The organism is Brevibacterium limosum (assembly GCF_011617705.1).
GTDB classification, from domain to species: Bacteria; Actinomycetota; Actinomycetes; order Actinomycetales; family Brevibacteriaceae; genus Brevibacterium; species Brevibacterium limosum.
This window is the reverse complement of the sequence record NZ_CP050154.1, coordinates 3,616,306-3,635,105: the sequence shown is the minus strand read 5'-3', so window position 1 is coordinate 3,635,105 and position 18,800 is coordinate 3,616,306. Positions and strand designations below refer to the sequence as shown.

Below are 18,800 nucleotides of genomic sequence, written 5' to 3'. Positions count from 1 at the left end.
GGCCGGCTGCGCCCAAATCCTAATGTCCGCAAAGTCAATCCTGTATGAAACCTGTTAGAACCAATAGTACAATCGGAAAGTTGCAAATGACTCGGCGCAGCCGGACGAGGAACCATGATGAAAAGAGGACCGTGGGAAGCAATTCAGGGCCCATTCCCTCACGGACCCCAATGAGGCGGAACGGCAGAGCAATGGCGCTGTCACTCATCGATGGTCTCGTCTTCGCGTTCCTCGTCGTGGCGATGACGCTTGTGCGCTACGACTTCCACACTCATCTCGTCAATGCACTGGGCATGTTCGTCTGTTCGGCCATCGCCATGGTCGTCTTCCTCATCGGAGGACCGCTGGCGATCTACCGGGGACGGTACCGTCGCGGTTCGACCGACCAATTCGCTGCGATCGTCGGCACCGTCGCCCTGGGCGTCGGGATCATGTGGGTCGTCGAATTCGCCTTCGCCAGCAGACTTCTCATTCCCACCAGTGTGCCGATCGCCGCGGGTGCGCTCATGGTCGTCGTCAAGAGCCTCGAGAACTGGGTGCGTCGCAACCTGCGGCAGCGCAGTCTCACAGCCTCCGGCGCATCGCGCCCCACCCTCGTCGTCGGTGCCGGAAACCAGGGGATGCTCGCTCTCGACATGATCGCCCAGGATTCGATGAGCGAATACGTCGCCGTCGGTATCCTCGATGACGATCCCGCCAAACGACACCTGCGCTACAACGGCACCAGAGTGCTCGGACCGATCGCCGACATCGCGACCCATGTCGACCGCACAGGTGCCGGGGTCGTCATCATCGCCATCGCCGACCTGCCGCCAGACGAGCTCTCCCGGATCGCATCGAATCTCGAATCCCGGCCCGTCGAGATCAAGATCATGCCGAAGCTGTCGGACTCCGCATTGGCGCGTCCCGAGCCGGATGCCCATGATGTCGCCGCACTGCGGCATCGCAGCTTCCGGGATGTCAGCCTCGAAGACCTCATTGGACGTCAGCCGATCTCGACCAATATCGACGACATCGCCTCGGCGATCACCGGCAAGGTCGTCCTCGTCACTGGGGCGGGCGGCTCCATCGGATCACAGCTGTGTCGTCAGGTCGCCCGTTTCGACCCGGCCCGCCTCATCATGACCGACCGGGACGAGTCCGGACTGCATGCCACCGAGCTCGGTCTCGAAGGTTCAGCACTGCTGACCAGTGACGATCTCGTCCTCGGTGACCTGCGAGATCCGGCATTCATCGATGCCCTCGTCGCCGAGGCGGAGCCCGACATCATCTTCCACGCCGCGGCGCTCAAGCACCTGACTTTCCTCGAGCGCTTCCCCGAGCAAGCAGTGCGCACGAATGTCGGTGCGAGCCTCGATCTGCTCAACGCTGCAGTGGCCAATGACGTCGATTCCTTCGTCCACATCTCCACCGATAAAGCCGCCGGAGCGACCTCGGTGCTGGGGCGAACGAAGTTCTCCATCGAACGGGCGATCGCCTCCGTGGCCGCGGCAACTGGCCGACGTTACATGTCGGTGCGTTTCGGCAACGTACTCGGTTCCCGGGGGTCCGTGCTCGAGACATTTGTGGCTCAGGTGGCGGCGGGCGATCCCGTCACGGTCACCGATCCCGAGGTCACTCGGTACTTCATGACCGCCGATGAAGCGTGTGAACTCGTTCTGCAGGCGGCGGCGATCGGTGGCGCCGGTGAGACCTTGGTCCTCGACATGGGCGAGCCGATCCGCATCGATGACCTCGCCAAACGTGTGATCGCGCTGTCGGGCCGCCCCGATGTGCAGATCGTCTACACGGGTCTGCGGCCCGGGGAAAAGCTCACTGAAGCACTTCTGTCGCCGGGTGAGGTCGACAGCCGGCCCAATCATCCGCTGATCACTCAGGTGCCGATCATCCCGATCGACCTGGAGAAGCTCGGAGCCTTGGTCGCCGAATCCCGTGACCCTCAGGTCTTCACTCACCGACCGAGCCTTGAGGAGCACCTGACGGGCCTTCTCGATTCCGAGGAGATCCCGGCCACCGATGACGCAACGGCTGGCTTCGACCCGGCCCCGACAACATCAGGGCTCCCCGAACCCGACGCAGCAGATCCGCATGACACCGGAGCCGGCCTCTGATGGGTCTGCAGCCGCTGGTGATCCTCGTTGTGGCCGCTGTGGTCACGGCGATCAGTGCCCTCATTGCCTTTCCGCTGCTGCGCCGAGCGGGGGTCGTCGATGTCCCCTCTCATCGCTCGTCGCATACTCTGTCGACCGTGCGCGGCGGAGGAATCGCCATCGGCTGCGGGATCACCTTGGCCACGATTCTCGCCATGGTGTGGAGCGTCAGCGAAGACGGGGTGTTCGGGCTCGGCGGCACCCTCCTGCCCATCGGTTTCCTGGTGCTGACCTGGTGCTATTCGGCCATCGGGATGAGCGACGATCTCGACTCCCTGCGTCCCGCCGGGCGACTCATCGGGCAGGTCATTCTGGCGCTGCTGTTCAGCGCGATCATCGCGATGTTCTCCACACAGGGAATCGCCCACGTCATCGCCTTCGCAGTCATCGGAGTGACCACTGTCAACGCCGTGAACTTCGTCGACGGACTCAACGGCTATGTCACCGAGTGGACCATCGTCACCGCAGGATGGTTCGCCTTCGTCAGTTCCTGGGTGGGCGAGAACGATATCGCTCTGCTTGCTCTGGCGCTGGCCGGCGCTGCAGTCGGGTTCCTCCCGTTCAACCTCGGCCGGGCCAAAGCGTTCCTTGGGGACACCGGAAGCTATGGAATCGGAGCGGCCGTTTTCGCTCTCGCGGTCTGGCTGTTCGTCCAAAGCGTACCGATCGTCGTCATCATCGCACCGATGATCTTCGTCTTCTTCGATGTCGGACTCACTTTGGTCCTGCGCCTGTTCAGAGGAGAGAATATCCTCTTGCCTCATCGTGAACATATCTACCAGCGGATCCAGCAGGCGGGCTGGCCACACAGCTTCGTCTCACTCTTCCACGCCGCACTGAGTGTCCTTGCCTGCATCATGGCCGTTCCGACCCTCATCAGCGGAAATACGGCAACAACCTATCCTGCCCATGTGTTCTGGGTCGGATTGCTCGCCCTCTACGCGTTGCTGCCCGTGTGGTTGAACCGTCGTGCCCGTACGGAGGCGGTGACAACATGAGAATCGTTCTGCTCAGCCATTACTACTATCCCGAGGTCGGAGCACCGCAGCGACGGTGGCGGATCCTCGTCGACCACCTGCGAGCTGTCGGGCACGAGGTCATCACGGTGGCACCGCACCCCCATTATCCGTATTCCGACCGGAACGGATTCTTCGGATCTAAGGTCGGACGGGGACGCCGCCGAGTCGACGTGCGCCTCGGCGGCACGTGGGACACAGGTGTGGACGGCGAACGGATCCTCCGCGTGCCATACCTGCACAGCGGATCGTCCATGGCCCGTCAGCTGCTCGACCAGACGGTGTCTGCGACGGGCGCGGTGTCGGCAGTCATCGACCGACTGCGGGGCAGAATGCGCCCCGACGTCATCGTCTCCACGACTCCGGCGCTGCCGTTTCTGCTTGCAGGTGACACCCTGTCGCGACTGTTGCGCGTGCCGCATATCGCTGAGGTGCGCGATGCGTGGCCGGACCTCATCTCGGAGATGAACCTGGTCACGGGTGCTGTTGGGAAATATCTTCCAGGGAAGCTGGCACAGAGCCTCGAACATCGCCTCCTGCCGGACCTGCTCACTCGTGCTCAACGGCGTGCAGCGGTCGTCGTCGTCACGACGGAGGGTTTCAAACGTCGCCTAGAACAGCGTGGGGTCACCGCCGAGGTCGTCCGCAGCGGAGTCTCACCGGCAGAGCTGGAGGGCGCCTCCGGGCTCACTGCCACGGGGGCGATTCCACTCATCCCTCCCGCCGAAGAGACCGGTGCAGTCGAGGACAAGGGCAGCCGCAGGACGGCTCCCGAACACGGTGGGCTCAACTTACTGTATGTAGGCACAGTCGGTCGTTCTCAGGATCTCAGCACCTCGATCCGTGCTTTGGCTCGCACCGACGGCGTGCGACTGCGCATTGTCGGCGGCGGGGTCGACACCGCCGAACTCAAGGCCGTAGCGGCTGCACATGGGGCGCCGGTCGAATTCCATCCCCAGATCTCAGGTGCCGAACTCGCCGCTCACTGGGAATGGGCAGACGCCGGGCTCGTCAGTCTCAGCTCACTCGAATCCTATGAATGGACAGTGCCGTCGAAGCTCTATTCTCTGATGGCCCGACGAATCCCAGTCCTCGGCGTCGTCGCCGGCGAGGCCGCCTACATCATCACGCACACCGCGGCAGGAGAGGTGGCGATCCCAGGCGACATCGATTCCGTGGCAGCAGCGATGGAGCGCATGCGAGCACGGGTCGAAGCCGGAGAGGAATTCGGGGCGAATCCGCCGGCAGGTCAGAACCCGCGCGACTGGGTGATTCGGCACGCTTCGGCGGCCGCAATGGGCTACACCTACGAACGCGTGCTCAAGCAGGTGGTCTCGTGAACCTGCGCTTCCTCGCCCGACAGATCACAAACGTGGTCTCTACAACCGCAGTCCACGTCAACGACGACCGGGTGTTCTTCTCGATGCAGTTGGCACGCAGGCTTCCGAAACCAGCGTCTGAGGCGGTCGGTCGGCTGCTCGGGAAAGTTCCCGGTGCCGCGGCGGAAGCCGCCTCGGCATGGCTGCTGGGGGAGGAGAGCCGCGCCAGGGTCATCATCGCTGCGGCCGAAACGACTCAGCCGACTCGGCTTCTCGGCGAGATCGCACTCAACCTCGGCATGCTCGACACGGCCGCGCGTATTGCTGGCTCGCTCGACTCCGCGGCCTCACTGCGCTCGCGCATCCTTTGGACCGAAGGCAACCTCAACGCGGCGATCCATGTGTTGCCGGACAACAGGCGCAAGAGACGCCTCCGTGCGGAATACAAGTCGATGTCGCCCGGATGGTGGCCCGACACCGACGCCTATCTCATTGCTCGCCCCGCTGCCCGAACGGACGATGGAAAAAATGCCGGGGCTCTGCACGTGCTCACGAACTCGCTGCCTCACACGCGGTCCGGCTATGCCTATCGCAGCCACCTGATCCTCACCACTCTCAAAGACAATGGGCACCAGGTGGCAGCCGCTACTCGCCCCTCCTACCCTGTGACGATCGGCCGACTCAGCGGCGACGCGGTCGAAACCGTCGACGGTATCGACTATCTGCGAGACGTACCGCTCCGCCCAGCCGCCACACCGACTGCGCGACTCGAGGATCAATCCGCGTGGATCGCGGACCAGGCGCTCAAACGTGAAGTCGACCTCCTCCACACCACTACGCATTATGTCAACGGTCTGGCCACTGGAGCTGCAGCCAGAGCTATTGGACTGCCTTGGATTTATGAGGTCCGCGGAGTTCTCGAGGAGACGTGGGCCGCTGCAGGCAGCACTCCAGCAGACCGGATCGCGCGTCGGGAGAGCCAGCGTTTCGCCATGATGCGGTCGAAGGAGATCGAAGTCGCGTCGGCGGCCGACGCCGTCATCACCTTGGGTGAGACGATGCGTGAGCACCTGATCGCCGGGGGAGTGCCGGCAGAAACCATCACACTCATTCCGAATTCGGTCTCAGAAACCGTCGTCGACACTGATGTCACCCGCACTCCGGCCGAAGTGAGAAGAAGCCTCGGCCTGCCCGACGACGGGGTCTGGGTCGGAACGGCGGCGTCGATCGTCGGATATGAAGGCCTCGACGACCTCGTCGACGCCGTAATCCTGGCCCGGAACAAAGGCACGGACCTGCGTCTCCTCATCGCCGGCGACGGCGTCGCCCTGCCAGAACTGCGGGAACGTGCCGCGGTCCTGGGAGAGAACGCAGTCTTCACCGGTCGGGTCTCCCAAGCTCAGGCAATTGAGTACCAACTCGCGCTCGACGCCATCGTCGTGCCGCGCAAGGACGAACCGGTCTGTCGTCTGGTCACTCCGATCAAACCGATCGAAGCGATGGGTCTAGCACGACCAGTTGTCATCTCCGACCTGCCGGCACTGCGTGAACTGGTTCCGGACAGTGCCGGCTTGGCGACTCCGCCGGAGAGCCCGCAGAAACTCGCGGAACTGCTGTCCGAGCTCGCCTCCGATGACACGGCACGGGCAAGATTCGGGGACAATGGACGAGCACATGTTCTTGCAACACGCAGGTGGAAGGAAATCGGACGACGATATGGGCAGGTCTATTCTCAACTCGTGGGGAGTGATGTGCGATGAGTGAGACGACGAACCCCCTCGGGCTCAGTTCGATCCCGTCCGTGTCGAGTGAAGGCCTCGTGCCCGTCGGTCGGCGGACGAGCCTGAGCAGCTACCTCGCCGCGCTATGGAACCGCCGGCATTTCATCATCGCCGAGTCCCGAGCCAAGATGTCGAGCTCGACGCGGAAGAACATCCTCGGCTACGGCTGGCTGTTCCTCAATCCGCTGCTGTCGGTGCTCGCGTTCTGGTTCATCTTCGGTTACATCCTGGGGACCTCGCGAGGTATCCACAACTTCCTCGGGTTCCTTGTCGTCGGCGTCTTCTTCTTCGGGTACACCGGCAAATGTATGACCGGCGGAACCGGAGCGATCCGTTCCGGTGCGTCCATGATCAAGGGCTTCCAATTCCCACGCGCTGCGCTACCGATCTCCACCGTGGTCCGCAATTTCCTTGACTTCATGCCGACTTTGCTCGTCATGGTCATTGTGCTGGCGGTCGTGCCGCCGCTTGAAGTCATCACTTGGCGTGTCATCCTTGTCATCCCCGTCATTATTCTGCAGACGTTCTTCAACGTCGGACTCGCGTGTTTCCTTGCGCGACTTGGTCACAAGATCCCAGACTTGACGAACTTCATGTCGATTGTCAGCCGATTCTGGCTCTACGGATCGGGAGTGTTCTTCTCCATCGAAGACCGTTTGGGAAATCATCCGACACTCTTGGAAGCAATGCAGTACAACCCGATGCATGCTTATCTGACGCTGGTGCGCAACTCGCTGCTCTACGGAGTCGATTCGGATCCGAAGATGTGGATCGTCGGGACTGTCTGGGCCTTCGGCCTTCTCATCGTTGGATTCCTGTTCTTCTGGAGAGGGGAGGAGAACTATGGCCGACTCTGAGGTCCAGGACCCCACTATCATCGCGGAGAACGTCCAAGTCCGGTACACCGTCAACACCAACGATCCAGGCAACAAAGCGACAGGAATACGACGGCTGACGAACAAGGCCGTCGGGCGGCAAGGTCAGACCACGGTGCGAGCGCTGCGTGGAGTCAATTTCGTCGCCCGCGAAGGCGAGATGGTGGGAATCGTCGGAGCGAACGGTTCCGGAAAATCTACCTTCCTGCGCAATGTCGCTGGGGTCGAGCAACCGGATCGAGGCCGCATTCTCGTCCGTTACCAGCCGCTTCTGCTCGGTGTCAGCGCTGCCCTGCAGCCAGCGCTGTCGGGAAGTGAGAACGTCCGCCTCGGATGTCTGGCGATGGGATTGTCTCCAGATGAGGCCGCCGAAGCCTTCGACTATGTCGTTGAGCTTTCGGCATTGGGCTCGGCGATTCACCGGCCGATGGGAACCTATTCCTCGGGTATGGGCGCCAGACTCCGATTTGCCATCGCCTTGGCCGCACGCCCGAAGATTCTGCTCATCGACGAAGCCCTTTCGACAGGTGACGCGACCTTCGCTGAGCGCAGTGAACGTGCGATGGATGAGCTTCTCGCCGAAGCAGGAACGGTTCTGCTAGTCAACCACGCCGCCAAGGTGATTCAGGAGCTGTGCACCCGCGCAGTGTGGATGCACCGAGGCGAGATCCTCATGAACGGCCCGGCAGAGGCTGTTGCAGAGAAATACCGGTGGTGGGCGTGGAATGTGGCAAAGGGCAAGGAAGATATCGCCGACAAGCTCCTCGCCGATGTGGTGGGCAACGCGGTCAAGGAGGAGATCAATATCCTCGAACCCGAACTCATCAAGAACCCCATCCCGCGGCACGCAGCGCGCCCGTCCAAGAAGAAGTCCGCTCCGGCACGCCATGTGAAGCGACAGGATACGGTCGATGAAGTCGAAGAGACTCCGACTCCGATGTTGGCTGCCGCCGAGGAACAGGTCTGGCCTCAGTCCTTCGACGCTGAGATGCCGAAAGCCAAATTCCCGGCTCTGCCTAAACCGGCTTCTCAGGCAGTAAGTGCACCACGGATCACTGATGCCCCGCCGTTGCGGCTGAACCCCAGTAAGAAGCGGGTCGTTCTGCGGGCCGCGAATCCGAACGACCGCGCGTCGTCTGTAGCTGCTGCTGGAGATTTCACCGGCCGCAGGCTTGCCTCCCGCGCACGCCAGATCGCCGATGAACGCTACGAGGAGCGGCAACGTTTGCGGCAGGAAGACGAAGCACCTGTCGTGCACCAGGATTCGGGCCGATGAAGATCGCAATCTTCGGTTCCTGCGTGAGCCGCGATACGGCGGAGTTCATGCCTGAAGCCGAGGTCGTGGCCTACGTGGCCAGGCACTCGGTGACGAGCCTGGAGTCTCCGCATGGGACAGCTGGAATCGATCTCAGCGATCTGACCTCCGCTTTCCAGAAGCGAATGGTCACCGGCGACCTCAAAGGGAGCGGCATTGAGAGGATCGTCAAGAACGCAGGCGATCTGGATGTCGTCCTGCTCGACCTTGTCGATGAACGACGAGGATTCTGGAAGTTCCCCGACGGTACGACCATGACAAACTCGATTGAGGTGGAATCCTGCGGTGCCGCTCGCGGGGCACGTCGAGAAGGGGCTCGATTGATCGAGTTCGGCACCGATGAGCACTTCACCCAGTGGAGTGCAGGCTTCGCGACGCTCATTCAGGGACTCAAAGCCGCAGGGCTATGGGAGAAGACGATCCTCCTCGACATCGAATGGGCCGGAGCTGTCGACGGAGCCCAGCACCCGCAGAACGACAGCTTTGCTAGCCTCGGCCGCCGGTGGAGGCGCTTCCAGCGTGGTTCGCGTGAGGCGGGCAGGGAGCTCTCGAGGGGCCGCGGCCTCGCCGAAGCATGGCAGAGCATGCGCAACGTGAAACCGACTGAAGCAGAGGAATATGCCGACCGCGCTCATTCAGCCAATAGTGACTACATCCGGTATCGTAAAGAGGCACGATCGCTGGCAGCGTCGTCAGTGGTGAGAGAGAGCCGCGAGGTCCGAATCGACAGAGACCATAAGTGGGGACCTCAACCGTTCCACTATCGGCGTGCTGATTATCAGTCGATCGTCGACAGCATCCGTCGGCAGGTGAAGAAGAACGGTGGTGAGGCCATGTGAGCGGACAGCAGTGGCGAAAAGCACTGTGGCATCTGCGGCATGGCGGAGTCGAAGGGTTCAAAATATTCCGGCGTAAGCGCGAATCGGAACTCACTTCGACCAGAACATCGACCGTTGGATCTCCCGATGAGAATGGCACGGACACTCCGACTTTGAGCGTTATCGTGCCTGCATTCAATGCGAGCGACTTCATCGACCGATGCTTGAGGAGCATACTCAACCAGCGTGGTGTGTCATTGGAAGTCATCGTCGTCGACGACGGTTCGACCGATGACACTGTTGAAAAGGCCAACCAGCATTTTGATGGTGTTACGCCGGTATCAATCCTCACAGGACCCAATGAAGGCCCGGCGCGTGCACGGAACCGTGGAGTCGATGCAGCCCGCGGCAAGTACATCACCTTTGCCGACGCAGATGACGAGGTGCTGGCCGACGCATACTCGACGCTGGTTGATTCGCTTGAACGAACCGACTCTGACATTGCCACCGGGGCGTATGTTCGTATCGGCTCGACCGGTCGGTCCAGACCGAAGCTGACCGCGCGAGTACATGCTCGTCAGCGATTAGCAGTTCGGTTGGACGACATGCCGGAACTGCTGGAGGAGCCTGTCCTGTGGAACAAAGTCTACAGACACGACTTCTGGAACCGTCATGTCGGAGAGATGTGGGGATTCTCCAACTACGAAGACCAAGAGCCTGTTTATAGGGCACTGGTCGGTGCCGCGGCGATCGACGTGCTCACAAACGACGTGTATGCGTGGAGGCTAGCCGATGGACGAGCCACTCGTTCCAAACGCAAAGCCGAATTGAGTGATCTGCACTCGAAGCTCGAAGTCATTGATGCGCTCAGAGACACCTTGAACCACGCGCCCGACCACGTAGTCGAGCAGGCGTATGCGATCTGGATGGGCACTGATTTAGCCATGCATGCCGAGTACCTGGATACGGCTAACAAACGTTTCCGAAAGACTCTCTGTGATGCGGCCAAGAGTCTTCGAACGTCTATGTCGAAAGGCGCCTGGAAGCTCATGCCTGCACAGGAACGTCTGTACATGTGGGTTGTGGCGTCCGGAGCCTTGGACGATATCGAAGAAGTTCTCGGAACGAGGATGGAAGAGACTCGATCCGTGCCACTCGAACTAGTCGACGACGGCTGGGTAGTCGCGCCGACGTACTTGTCTCGGCTCAAGACCGCTGTTCCGCAACGATTGCTGAAAGCACAGCCTGTCGACTTCAAGCCTGTCGTCATCGTGCGGAACGCGCGTTGGATCAGTGAGCAACAGATCGAGCTCCAGGGGTGCGCGTACATCCCCGGGGTTGATCCAGAGCAGGCCACATTCCGTATGCAGGGCGTTATGGATGGGGCGACTGTTCTGGACTCTCCTGTTGAGACCCGTCACGACAATCGAGTGGACTTAGACGTCGGTGATCCTTGGCGCACATACGAGGCTGGGGGTTTCACGGTTTGTGTTGATGTTTCCGGTCTGGGAGACATATCGCCACGAGGCATCGACTTGATCGGCTCCTTTGAAATTGAAGGGATGCAACTCCGGGCCCCGGCTGTGTCGACAGCGGTAGTTGGAATGATTGCACCTAGTCCAATTCGCGATGCAGGACGCCTGACGGTTGTCGCTGACGGTCGGAGCGAATTGTCGATTCGTCCCGTAACCATGCCGGCTGATCCAGTAGTCGTGAAGAACGTCGACTTCCGTGGGCGGGATGTGACGGTGACCCTCGACGCTTCTGCGAATGTACGTGGCTTAGCACTGCACACTGCGGGCCGCAAAGTCGAACTAGAATCAATCGGGCCTTCCATCTATTCGACCACACTGCCTGAACTTCCCCAGCGGTTCCGAACCCATGGGGAACGGCAGTGGAAGCTGTTGGCTAGGACCACCGAAGGAGATGACGTCGATGTGTACCACGCATCCGTCGATTATCTTGTGCCCGGCACTTCGTGTGTGCGTCTTGCGGCGAATTCTGCTGGCATGGTGAGACTGGCGCAGCGGTTCCGGCGAGTGACTGTAACGGGTGCGACAAACGACCGGGATCGACTGCTGATTATCGGTCGGATTGACCCTCCGGAGAAGCTCAAGGTGGTGCTTAAATCCTCCGAGCAGACGATTGAGCCTGATGAGTCTGCGCAGCATGCTGATGGCAGCTTCACCGCTGTGTATGACTTGACGACTACCGGGGCAGAAGGAGGCAAGGTCGCGGCATTGGCAGGCGGCTATCACCTGAAGTACGGAGAAACTACGAACCGCACCGACAGTTGGGCTAGGGCTGCCGGCAAGTTGGCCATCCGACCAGTGGATTGCTTTACCGAATGGAACACGCTCCGGGTCGAAGGACGAGACTCGGGCGCCGTTTCTGTCACGGCCTCACCGCCTTGGTCTGCTCAGGAGCGGACCAAGTACGGACGCTTCAGGCTCCGCGAGAAAAGCTGGGGACCGCTCACTGACGGAATAGTATTCGAGTCGTATAACGGGAAGTCGGCCAACGACAATCCCAGGGCGATTTTTGAAGCTATCAGAGCCAAACGAAGCGATATACCGCTCTATTGGTCAGTACGAGATCGAAGGGTCGATGTGCCTACTGGAGGAATCCCCGTTGTCGAAGGCACAACAAAATGGCATCGTGCGCTTGCTGCAAGTCGAGTCTGGATTAACAACAACAACTTCCCTTATTACATACGTAAAACGAACGGACAGTTCTACTTACAGACGTGGCACGGGACCCCTATTAAACGGCTCCTATGGGACATCTCCCGACGCAAAGTGCCATTGACCTATCGTCGGCTGATGGTGAGCGAAGTCGCAAACTGGGACCATTTGATAGCACAAACTCCACAAGCTGCAACGCTTTTGAGATCCGGCCTTGGCTATTCGGGAGAGGTCAGCCTTACTGAATACCCACGGAATCTTCGCATGTACTCAACTAGCGAGCAACGAATTGAACTTCTTCGAACGGAGTTAGGACTAGACGAGAATAGGCCAACAATTCTCTATGCACCAACGTGGCGAAACGCGGACCGTGCAGGTGGTAATGCCGACTGGGACGAGCAATTAGACCTAAACCATGTTTCAGAAGTAACCGGCGCGCAGATCATAGTAAGAGCTCATCATATGACTGAAAAGAGTCAAAATGGTCAATCAAACTACGTGGATGCAACAAACTACCCGCATGTAGAAGAATTGATGATCCTTAGTGATGTCCTAATTACTGATATCTCATCGTTGACTTACGATTTCGCAACTCTTGGGCGACCGGTAATACACTACTTTCCGGATATAGACGAGTATCGAGCTGACCGTGGCCTGTACTCGGGGAGTGATGACGAATTGCGGTATCGTGTCGACCAAAACGAACTGATCCAAGAAATCGTAGATGTACTTTCGCTGCGCGGAACTCGCGTGCAGCTGCCGCCAGAGAATGCCTGCTCGGAGAAAGTTTCATTTAGGGTGCTTGACGAATACGAGAAGCGCCAATAGTGTTACAAATGCGTCGACGGAGAATGAAACGCTATTTCCCTTCTCGTGGGTAAAGAATTATAAGTTTGATTTTCGTAGACGGAGTGTTCGCAGGCCAAACTAACCCTGTCTTCGGATTGCCGAACTAGATTCATTCTTCATTGCGTGGCAGCCGCCCATATAGAGAGCTGTCATTCGGCAACAGACGCGCCACGAAGCGATGCGTAAGTTACAGCAATTAGGGGCGCTGAATCTTAAAATTGCGGTGACATCCAAGCATGGGAATCTGTACCCTCATTGTAGGGAAGGTGCTACCGAAAGGCGCTTCCGTACAGACAGACTGGCTGGCGATTGCCGCCGACTCGCTCCCGGGCTCGAGAATTTCAACCGCTTCAACTAAAGAAGTGCCCAATCTGGCCAACCACTCGCTCCGCCGCAGCACCATCGTCTAGGCTCGCAAACTTCTGAGCGAACGCGACATAACGTTCAGTAGATTGGGAGGTGAACATGCTCGAACTCCTCAACAGCTCGATAGCATCCTTTCGGGATCGAAGAATCTCTCCTGGGGCCATGCTTTCGAAATCAAAATAGAATCCGCGCACTTTCTCCTGATAGGAGTCGAGGTCAGGGCATAGGAAGGCAATAGGCTTTCCTGTGACAACATAATCAAACATTATTGAGGAATAGTCGGTGATCAAAGCATCAGAAGCAAGGATCAGATCATTGATGTCCGAATAGAGTGAAACATCAATAACGCGTTCGGAAAAATGATCCCTCTTGCTGTAAATCGAGTTCGAGTGACCTCGATAGAGAATCTTGCTTGATTTACCGAGCTCTTGAGACGACTTATTGACGTCGAGGAAATCCACCATGCTGTAGTGACCGGAACGGTCCTTCAAATTATCACGCCAGGTCGGTGCGTAAAGAATGGCAGTCTGGGTATTCGAAATTCCTAGTCTCTTACGTACTTCATTCCTGCGCGCTGCCGCATAGCTGGAATCGACTAATACATCATTTCTGGGGTAGCCTTCGACAATGATATCGCCTGAATAGCCGAATGCGTTGCTTAATGTATCAGCTGCCCATGGAGACTGAGCCAGCAAAAAGCTCCAATGCTTCTCAGCCTCATCCTTCATGAGTGCACGGTAGCTTAAAGACAGGTTTGAAGCTGGCACGTCGTTGCCGATTCTTTTAAGTGGTGTGCCATGCCAAGTTTGCAAGTAGATTTGTTCTCTGTGCTTGGAAAAATAGTACGGAAAGTTGTTGTTATTGATCAGAACTGCAGAGCTGGCGACCGCGTCAAACCAGTCGATGCTTCCGTAGATCACTGGTGTCGCACCCGCCGGGACATACGACTTCGAGCTGCGCACTGTCCAATAGCGAGTCGCACTTGGGAACCGGCGAGCGATCTCGTTGTTCAACGCGAGCGGAGAATCGCCGATTGAGTGACCGGCGAAACTTTCGAACAGTACCGTATTCGGGGAAATCGTTCTTGTCGGAGATATGAACGTGCGAGTATTGCGACTCTCATTCCATCGCCCGAGTTCAGTGGTTGGACTCAATGGTGCCGAGATCTGAACTCGTAGTGACCGACTGTTTCCTACAGGGTCGACAGTGAGCAGATGATCTCCGCACTTGGATCGCATAGGCAGTGAACGTTCCAAATCCACATTCGTCGTAACCCACGAAGAGGCAGGATGGGTCTTGCCGCTGGCAAGCAACAATTGGAGAATGTAATGCGATGCGGACTCGAGTCGGTTCCCTGTGGGTGCGACGAATCCAGTTAGCGAGAACACGGCAGAGTACTCACGCGTTTGTGAGTTGATGCTGAGCTGAGCCGGATAGATGTTGCGGCCGCTACCGACCAGAGCCAATGTTGGTGTGACGCTTCTTGCTGCCCTGGGGCTAAGCGTGAAGCTTCCAGTGACCGTCAAGGTAGCGGACCTATCATCGACTTCCACTGCGTGAACTGACGCTGACTGGATCGGCTGATCGAGAGTTGCGTAACCGAATCCGGACATCCCGATCTGGAGATCAGCATTTCTGTTCCTAGTTGCCTGCCCCTGCGATACTGCAATAGCGGTTCGCATGCCGTTTGGTGATCCCACGTAAAGATCGTGCCGATCAATGCACAACGCACGATTTAGTGATAGATCGGGAAGCGGAATACGAGCGATGGCAAGCTCATGGGTGAAGTTGAAATAGCTCCTGCCCAACTCGACATCGTTGGACTGAACGAGCAGGTATGCGTCGATAGATTTGTCGGTGCCGAATGCCGCCTGGATTGCACTGGAGTCGAGCGTAACCTCTAGTTCGCCATTCACGATTTCGATATGGGATGCGACCAGTTTGGGGCTGATCACTAAGAGATCAGTCCGTACTCGAGGATCACCTTGTATTGCTAAACGATGGTTCCTACTAGTGAACTCGGTAGCATGCGGATATCCCGCGAACGAATTTATATCGCGCTTGACATCTATTACGGTCCAAGTGTGCTCACCAAGATGTACATGGATTCGGAGCGTCAGCCGAGCGCTCTGCGTCGCATTTGAGACACTCGCAATCTGGTCAATCACATAATGGGGAATAGTCAGATCGAATCCGGCATCTTTGTAACTGTGCAACGTGTCACTGATGCGATAATCAGCTTGTCGAGTCTTCTGCTCGATTTCTAGCGTAGCGACAACCTGATCCGTGTGCGAATCGTATAAATCAGCTGAGAAACCGGTAGCGAATCCAACGCAATTCAACTTCGCGAAGCCTTCGAAAACGACATCGCCATTAGAACGTGGATCAAAAAAGTCGATCTTCGCGTCTGCAGTTATGTGGTCCGGTATGACCCTCGTAAGAACATCGGGGAGAGCAAATGAATGACCAAATTCATCCGGAATAGTAAAGGTCAGTTCACCGTCGTTATATTGGATATCATAATCCTCTTTAGTTCTTTCGAACTGGACGAGCAAACGCGTTACCTCGTCCTTGGTTTTGTTGGCAACATAATAGCAAAGTGCTTTGCGCGTTGGTGGAATGCCTGCAATTGCGTCGTCAGACGCGTTTTCCCATAGAGAACGCGTGCGGTTGGACAGAAGGTCGAAAAAATCGTCGTCTGCACGCGGAATTTCTCGAAGGTAGTAGTAGAGGTCTTCGCCGAGAGTCTTTGAGTACCAGTAATCGACATATTCGTCGCTCGTGCCGCTGATGATGGATTCAACTGAATCCATAACGTCCAGTCTCTGACTTAGATCGTTAATATTTGTCTTCTGTTGAGTAATGGATGAATTGTCGTCTCTGAGTCGCCACCGATAAACGACTGATTCCAGTACATCAATCTTTGCGCCGCCAACGAACAGTTTCGCGGTGCATTCCTGATCCTCATATAGAGTGCCCTCGGGAAAACGTCCAACCAGCTGATCCCAAGTGTCTCTCTTGTATATTTTATTCCAGGCGAAAACATCCCACATTATCGGAGGAAAATCGAGTCCGTGAATCGCGGGCCGGTATTCGTCGTGAGCCAGTTTGACCCAGAACGGTAGCCACTTGTTTCGACTGTCGAACCGTTCTACTGACCCAATTGATACATCTGAATTGGTGTTGAGCAACGAGGTCATCGCAGTCTGATAAGCGTCCGGTGGAAGTGTGTCGTCCGAGTCAACAAAAGTGACGTATTCACTGTCACTATAATCTAGACCGGTATTTCGGGCAGCTCCAAGACCTGCATTGCGTTTGTGTATCACCCGCAATCGCTTATGTTTACGCGCAAAACTATCGGCGATGGCGCCTGATTGATCAGTCGACCCATCATTGACGACGATCACATCAAGGTTAGTATAGGACTGACCGAGGATCGAGTCTAAGCAATTCGCAAGATATTCTTCGACATTGTAAGTTGGGACAATTACTGAAAGTTTGGGGCCGTTAATCCCCAGATTGGAAGGTGTGGCCGACTGATCCTCATCTGATGGTTGCCTAGTGGCGGGAATAGTAACTCCAGTTGCACGCCTGAGGACAGAGGAGTCAACTAGTCGTGAAAGACCTACTCGACGCATAGCCCTGGCAATATCAGTTTTGTAAGTCATATGTGAACACTTCTCCTGAGCAACGCGACTACAGCGGGACCCTACAAATCCTTCGCAATTGTACAATTCTAACAGCTGAAATCATCACTTCATTGCGATCGGAGGCACGGACAGCATAGAAGATTGTGATGTAGGATACGATGAATCCTGGCGAGGGTCCGATCACTGACTCTCCAGTTTGGGATGTGGCAGCAAACTACCGTCTTCAGAAATTCTGTCGCGCCGGTACCTGGCTATCTTTGCCTCGCAGATTGAAAGACTTGAGGCAAGCTGCTTCCGGATTTGTCGACTCGAGGAGTTTAACGCCAGCTTCGAAGAATTCGATACGCGTGAGAGCTTACTGGCTTCAACTAGCCTCAATTTTTCACGGTGTGGCTCGCGCCTTGATTCTCGCGCTGTGGAGCGCATTCGTTTCTGATTTTGCCATTCGGGTGTGACGCGGCCACCGTGTGTCGCCACGGTTGGGCGGGGACTCCGACCCCAACTGGTTTCCTCTACTCGAACGAACACGGACACCACGATGGTTATCCCGGCTCGGGCCCTGGCAAGGAACGCAGTCGGTTCAGGCCAGCGACGATGTCTTGCGCGAATCGAGCAGTGTTTTTCACATGCACCACCACCCGACGGGCCGTCCTCGCGATCGTCGCTGGCACTGTATAGATGTGCATACGCAGCTTCTTCGGCTCCCACCGACGAATCTCGTCATCGACGAACGTCAACAGTCCGCTCCAGGCCTGCAGATCCCCGGCGAGAGCGACGATGGCCAACCAGACCCGATTCTGGTCGAAGCCTTTGAGGGGGAAATTGGCCAGCCCGGTGTCTTTGGCGATGCGGATCCGGTCCTCGCACCGTGCCCGGGAGCGGTGCCGGACTTCCAAATCGGCCAACTGCATACCGCGAGTGTTGGTCGCGAACGCGGTCAGCCGGTACCCATCAACGTCATCGAAACGCAATTGCGCACCAGGGTGGGGTCGTTCCCGACGGACGATGACTCGCATCCCGTCCGGCCAATCGTTGAGGTCGAGGACTCCGGTGAGCTCAGCAACGTCGGCACCTTCGCGGGGACGACCGTCGGTGTCGTAGGCCGGCTCCCACGCGTCCAGCTTCATGAGTTGGCGATAGAGATCAGGCATCGTTGCCGGCAGCATCCACCCGACCGAGTACGACAGGCGCCTCCTGGTGAGGAAAGTCAGGAAGCCATGGGTGCCACCGGCGGTATCGGTCCGGATGAGCACCGATTTACCCGGACGCGGCCTGCCGCCGGGAAGACCAGCGAGAACTTCCTTGACCAGCCGAATGTGATCGCTAGCAGTATTCGATCCGGCATTGCCCGGTCGCAGCAGCCCGGCAACGGGTTCGCCGCAACCCGATCGTCCGTGGTCGATGAACGCCAGCAGTGGATGGAATCCAAACCCTTTCTTGTACGTGGGCTTCGCCTCTTCCTTCTCACTGTGGGCGGTGACCAAGGTGGCATCGATATCAACGACCAGCGGAGCCCGAGCATCACTGTCATGGTTCGGTGCCTGAGCCCCGGCCAGTTCCCACACGCGGGCACGAGCAGCTGTCCGAGCGGTGTTGATCGCGGCCAAGGCTTGGTCGGCATCATCGGCGAGAGTGCGGATGAGGCGAGTGATCGTCGGGTTCGATGCCACCGGCCCATAGAGATCGGGCTCGTCGCGGAGGACGGAACTATCGGAGAGTGTGTCACCGCCGAGAGCCAAAGTGATGGCAATGTCGATGAGGATCTTGGCGGGGTCGTGGATGGCGAAGGGTCTCTTCCATGCCGCCAGAGCCTGCTTCAGGTGATGGCCGAGCCCGCTGGTGTGCACGGTTTCGGTGAGCAGCATGCCGCCGGCTTGCCCGAGGGCGTTGCTGGGCGCGGTATCGATGTGCAAGCGAGGATAGGTGCGGGTAGGCTTCACTCTGAGAGTGCTCCTTTTCCAATGGGTTTTTGTTGTC

General features: G+C 57.9%; 10 protein-coding genes. 8 read left to right on the top strand and 2 right to left on the bottom strand.

Annotation, left to right across the window (positions count from 1 at the left end; genetic code table 11):
* Positions 1–191 precede the first annotated feature (191 nt).
* Genes GUY37_RS16365 through GUY37_RS16330 form a run of 8 tightly spaced genes read left to right on the top strand, consistent with a single transcriptional unit; the run spans position 192 to position 12,786 of the window.
* On the top strand, positions 192–2,111 hold the full coding sequence (locus GUY37_RS16365; protein ID WP_166827775.1) for a polysaccharide biosynthesis protein: 1,920 nt from the start codon (positions 192–194) through the stop codon (positions 2,109–2,111).
* Positions 2,111–3,148, top strand: coding sequence for an MraY family glycosyltransferase (locus GUY37_RS16360; RefSeq protein ID WP_166827773.1), 1,038 nt, complete (start codon positions 2,111–2,113; stop codon positions 3,146–3,148). The genes GUY37_RS16365 and GUY37_RS16360 overlap by 1 nt, the downstream gene beginning before the upstream one ends.
* Positions 3,145–4,506, top strand: coding sequence for a glycosyltransferase family 4 protein (locus tag GUY37_RS16355; protein WP_166827770.1), 1,362 nt, complete (start codon positions 3,145–3,147; stop codon positions 4,504–4,506). The genes GUY37_RS16360 and GUY37_RS16355 overlap by 4 nt, the downstream gene beginning before the upstream one ends.
* On the top strand, positions 4,503–6,245 hold the full coding sequence (locus GUY37_RS16350) for a glycosyltransferase family 4 protein (RefSeq protein WP_166827765.1): 1,743 nt from the start codon (positions 4,503–4,505) through the stop codon (positions 6,243–6,245). The genes GUY37_RS16355 and GUY37_RS16350 overlap by 4 nt, the downstream gene beginning before the upstream one ends.
* Positions 6,242–7,123: an ABC transporter permease gene (locus GUY37_RS16345; protein WP_166827762.1), complete on the top strand. Its 882-nt coding sequence runs from the start codon at positions 6,242–6,244 to the stop codon at positions 7,121–7,123. Before GUY37_RS16350 ends, GUY37_RS16345 begins: the two co-directional genes overlap by 4 nt.
* Positions 7,110–8,417: an ABC transporter ATP-binding protein gene (locus tag GUY37_RS16340; protein WP_166827759.1), complete on the top strand. Its 1,308-nt coding sequence runs from the start codon at positions 7,110–7,112 to the stop codon at positions 8,415–8,417. Before GUY37_RS16345 ends, GUY37_RS16340 begins: the two co-directional genes overlap by 14 nt.
* Entirely contained in the window at positions 8,414–9,295 is an 882-nt protein-coding gene (locus GUY37_RS16335; protein ID WP_166827757.1) for a DUF6270 domain-containing protein, read from the top strand. Before GUY37_RS16340 ends, GUY37_RS16335 begins: the two co-directional genes overlap by 4 nt.
* A complete protein-coding gene (locus GUY37_RS16330) occupies positions 9,292–12,786 on the top strand; it encodes a bifunctional glycosyltransferase/CDP-glycerol:glycerophosphate glycerophosphotransferase (protein ID WP_166827755.1) in 3,495 nt (1,164 codons plus the stop codon). Before GUY37_RS16335 ends, GUY37_RS16330 begins: the two co-directional genes overlap by 4 nt.
* A gap of 371 nt (positions 12,787–13,157) precedes the next feature.
* Here GUY37_RS16330 and GUY37_RS16325 read toward each other — a convergent pair whose 3' ends face one another.
* Positions 13,158–16,841 carry a bifunctional glycosyltransferase/CDP-glycerol:glycerophosphate glycerophosphotransferase gene (locus GUY37_RS16325; protein ID WP_166827753.1) on the bottom strand — a complete coding sequence of 1,228 codons (3,684 nt, stop codon included), beginning with the start codon at positions 16,839–16,841 and terminating at the stop codon, positions 13,158–13,160.
* A 524-nt stretch (positions 16,842–17,365) separates the two neighbouring features.
* A complete protein-coding gene (locus GUY37_RS16320; RefSeq protein WP_166823159.1) occupies positions 17,366–18,763 on the bottom strand; it encodes an IS1380 family transposase in 1,398 nt (465 codons plus the stop codon).
* Between the last annotated feature and the right edge of the window lie 37 nt (positions 18,764–18,800).